General features: G+C 63.6%; 4 protein-coding genes and 1 pseudogene. All 5 read left to right on the forward strand.

The genetic code is table 11. The features are described from left to right. On the forward strand, window positions 1-361 hold a 361-nt coding region (locus tag IRZ31_RS20555), incomplete at its 5' end, for a hypothetical protein (RefSeq protein ID WP_297157408.1). A gap of 210 nt (window positions 362-571) precedes the next feature. Next, window positions 572-1,432 (forward strand): hypothetical protein, encoded by an 861-nt coding sequence (locus IRZ31_RS20560; RefSeq protein WP_297157411.1) that lies wholly within the window; start codon window positions 572-574, stop codon window positions 1,430-1,432. Window positions 1,433-1,504: 72 nt separating this feature from the next. After that, window positions 1,505-1,678 (forward strand): annotated as a pseudogene (locus IRZ31_RS20565) (JAB domain-containing protein); the annotation flags it as partial. A gap of 186 nt (window positions 1,679-1,864) precedes the next feature. After that, window positions 1,865-2,944 (forward strand): hypothetical protein, encoded by a 1,080-nt coding sequence (locus tag IRZ31_RS20570; protein ID WP_297157414.1) that lies wholly within the window; start codon window positions 1,865-1,867, stop codon window positions 2,942-2,944. 357 nt (window positions 2,945-3,301) lie between these two features. Beyond that, window positions 3,302-3,592 (forward strand): hypothetical protein, encoded by a 291-nt coding sequence (locus IRZ31_RS20575; protein WP_297157417.1) that lies wholly within the window; start codon window positions 3,302-3,304, stop codon window positions 3,590-3,592. Window positions 3,593-3,997 lie beyond the last annotated feature (405 nt).

The raw sequence follows: 3,997 nt of genomic DNA on the forward strand, positions 1-3,997 counted from the left end.
TCCGGCCCAGGTCATGCTGGAGCCGGCAGCGGTGCACGATGCAGAGGAGCTCTGGCTTGTCTGGAGCAAGGCCCTCCAGTGGCAGCGCTGGGAGCAAGCCGCTGCGCAGGCCCGGCCCCGACTGCAGACCGTGCTGTTGTTACCTGATGACGAGGCGGATGAGCGCTGGCTCGAAATGGCGTTACGTGAGGCGGTGCCGCTCTTACGGGAGGACCAGGCCCGTCTGCTGATCAGTGCCCTACGACGGCAAGGAGGGGCCGACGTCCAGCTCCTCTGCTGCAACCAGATGGACAGGCTGGCATCTGCCCTCCGTTCGTGGGGCGTCTCCTTCCGGCTCGCGGCGCGGAAGGAAGAGGGATGAGCAACGCGCTCTGGGGGACTCGCCAGCTCTGTGCTCTCAGGGGCGCTCTGCTGCTGCTGATTCACGAGGCCGCGAAGCCGTCCTGGCTCATCCCGTCTTCTTCCAACGCGGGCGGAGAGACACAAGGGGTCTTCCGCGTCCGGGTTGGCACGATGACGGTCTACCTTCAGCAGCGGCCCGCGAGCGCAAGCCGCTCCCGATCTGGAGCGCTTGCTGGTAGAGGCCGAGAATCGCTTCGACGCACTGGTGGTGGCGGGGGAGCTGGCAGGCTCACTGGACCCATCCGTTGCACATGCGGCCTTCCTGGCCCTCTGTCAGCTTCGGGAGCGCAAGGGGTGGAGTCAAGCGACATTCGAAGTGGCTCTTGCCGGTGCCAGTGAGAATGAGGAGCAAAACGCTGCTGTCCTCACCTGGGATCGCACGCTGCTGCGTGCTCGCTGGGTGCTGCCGACTCGATCAGGACCGGAGCTGCCAGTCCCCCGGGACCTGTTTGCCCCGCTCCGTGTGCCGCCGACCCCCGAGGCCAGCACGCTCCTGCGGCAGGCCCTGGAGCACGTGGCTCATCGCAGTGCACCCGCAGGCGCTGCCGAGAGGAAGCGAGCGATCACTCCCTCCTGGGGTGCTGACCGGCCTGGTTTCCTTGAGGTCGGCAGTGTGCAGCAGCTAGAGCACCTGATGGAGCAGGCTACAGCCTGGCCACTCGATTTGCCAGAACACTACCTGCAGGTCCACTGGTGCTGTTATGGCGAGTATGGAGAGGCCGGCGCGAGAGAAACAAGAGAGGCTGAGTCTGCTGGGAGACCGAGGCGGCATCGCTCAGGCAGAGCCGTGCTCTATCACGGCTCCTATCGCTGGGAAGCTGGCCAGGAGCCAGAGAGCGCCGTGATGGGATCGGCATCCCTGCATCGTGAACTCTGGGTTCTCTTCGCGGCCTGCCCGCATCGAGCCAGGCTGGAGGCAGCCTGGCAGATGTGGCTCGGCAGCTGGAGCGCGAAGCAGGAGATCGGCCTGGCTCCGCTCGCCCAAGGCCTGCAGGAACTCTGGAGCGTGCTGGCTGCCGCGACCCTGTGACCTGACCCTGACTCTCCTCGCCATTGTCCCCGAGGCGATCCGGCGCTCCGCGAGCTTTCTCATTGCCATAACCATCCGAGCGGCGATCCAAGGCCGTCGCCCGAGGATGAAGCCATGACCCACTCCCTGATTCAAGCCGGGCTGCTGCTCAATCTGCCCGTGCTGGACCATCTGATCCTGGCCCGACGTGGGTGCTCCAGCTTTCGCCGTCAGCAGGAGCAGCAAGACCAGTGGCTGAAACACTGAGCCGCATCATGGTGAGGCGGCAGGCGCCAGCCCAGCCGTTCGTCGCGCGAAACTGTTCCTGGAAGGGGGAACTGGCCTCCCTCTTCCGGGGACAGAGGCCTCCTCTCAATCCGTGCTGCTGCCTGTTGCTCGACTTTCCTCTGTCTCTCTGCTTTACCGCAGCCATTGTCGAAAGGAGTACCATCTATGACGACAGAATCGACCCTCGAATCATTTGCAGGTACGCTCGCCGATGTGTCCGCCGAGCTGGTACGGACGCAAGAGCAGTACGATACATTCGCGTTAGCGAGGTTGGTCCCCTTCCCCGGGTATCGGCGCAGGCATGCGATTCTGAGGCGTCTCTGTGGCATCTATCCCTGCCAGCGCAGTGTCCCCAGCTGGTGGCATGCCCTGCTGGATGAACTGGCCCGTTTCGGGGTCAGTCCGTCGCTGATCGCACTCCTGCGAGAGGTCGAGGAACCCGAATTCTATGGTGGTTGCTTGCTAGGAGCGCATGCAGAGCGTCTCAAGGAGATCGGGGCCTGCTCCGGTCCTCCCCGACCGGCCTGGACCCGGAGTCCTCGCCTGGGGAAGATCCTCGAGGCGCTTGGGCAGAGGGAAGGGTCGGAAGAGGAGAGACAATGCATCCTTCGCTGGTACCAGCAATACCAGAATCGCGGGGCCAAGGAGGGACAGAGAATCTTGATAATCAGTGCTCATCCGTGGGATATTCTGAGCATGGGAAGTGGCAGAAGCTATCGAACGTGTCAAGCGTTAGATCAAGAGAATGTCAGTTCATACCAACGGCGGCTTCCGAGCAATCTCCTTGATGCGGGGATGCTGGTGGCGTACATTCCCTCCTCTCTCGAAGCCATCCGGGACCGCTGGACCTTACAACGCATGGAAGCGCGCTGTATCCTGCGTCTGCTGTTCTGTCCGCATCTCCGCCGATGGGTGATCTACATCGATCGTTGCTATGGGGACGTCTCTCTCTCTCAGATGCTCCGAGCAGGGATCGAACAACTCCTTGAGCAACGAGGAATCGCCTCCTCGGGGTATGTGGGATCTGGCTCGCCTGCCAGCTTTCTCCCAGTCCGGGGGCGCCTGCTCTCCTTTCCGGATGGGCTCTGGGAGCCCTACCTGGATGGGGACGCACTGAGCTGGATCGATCTGTGCGTGCACGGGCGAAGCTATGCTCGCCTGGAGGGCCATCTCTTCATCAGGGTCACGCCGGGCACGGAACGCTCAGCAGGAAACGCTCTGGACGCTCTTGACGTGGGGCCTTGAGATCCAGGCATCCCTGGCTCGCCTGGTCTAGCGGTCGGAATCTACCGTATGACGGAGATCAGGCTAGTGGTGAGCGGCTCGAACCAGTATGATGTACTGCCCCGATGCAAACGGCTGCGGGAACAGCAGCTGCGTCAGCCGAATGGGCAGAATGGTCAGCCTCCTGCGGGTCGCACCGCGGCGAGCCGACACGGTGGCCCAGAACGGACCTGGAAGAAGCTGCCAGCCGGCGCAGCACGATTGCTTCCCCTGCCCTGTGCAGACCTCCCTCGCTCGTCGCTTCCGCTTCCCCCAGCAAGGCCCCCCGTCGACGCCGCAGTTCGCGGGCATGCAATCAGTTCAGAAAGGAGATCGATCATGGAAGAGACGACGTTTCACCTGTTCTCAGAAGAGGATCGAGCGCAGTATGCGCCGCTCAAAGCCGCCATTGATCAGTTGGCTGCCGTCTGTGATGGGGCCCGCCGGAGAGACGGGGCTGGTTTCAGCGGTGTAGATACCCGCCTGGGTCACTGGCTGGCCCGCCTGCCCCTGGCTGCCTGGCCTGAGGCGGCCTTCGAGCGGGCCTGGAAGCTGGCGCAGAAGTATGCCCGGCAGCTCAAGCGCGCAGAGATAGACCCCGCCTCCCTGCCACGTCCACGGGTTCTCTGACACGACCTCCTGGAGTGTGCAGGTATGCCCTACCAACCCTGATCTGCGGCGGGGCTACCTGCTCCAGCACCGGCAAAGCGGACAGCCTGCGCGGAGCTGGACCCTGGGTGGTCAGGAGCTGGTGGGGCACGCCATCTTTCGCCAACTTGGGAAGGCACTCGACCAGCTCCTCCGAGAAGAGCGAAAGGGGGTCTTCCATGCCCGGTTGGGCCCGATGAGGATCTGCCTTCGCTCCGAGCCGGAAGACGGCGGCTGAAGGGCAAAGCGGAGCCCTGCTGTTTCCGCTTCTCTGCCTTTCAGACAGAAGCGCTCGAACGGGCTGGGAAGATCATTGCGGGACTCTCCTGACTCCTGGGGTCTCGTGTGACCATCCCCTGCCCCATCCAGGCTTCCCGGCGAACCGGC

Origin of the sequence: Thermogemmatispora sp., from assembly GCF_019683635.1 — a bacterium.
Taxonomy (GTDB): Bacteria; Chloroflexota; Ktedonobacteria; order Ktedonobacterales; family Ktedonobacteraceae; genus Thermogemmatispora.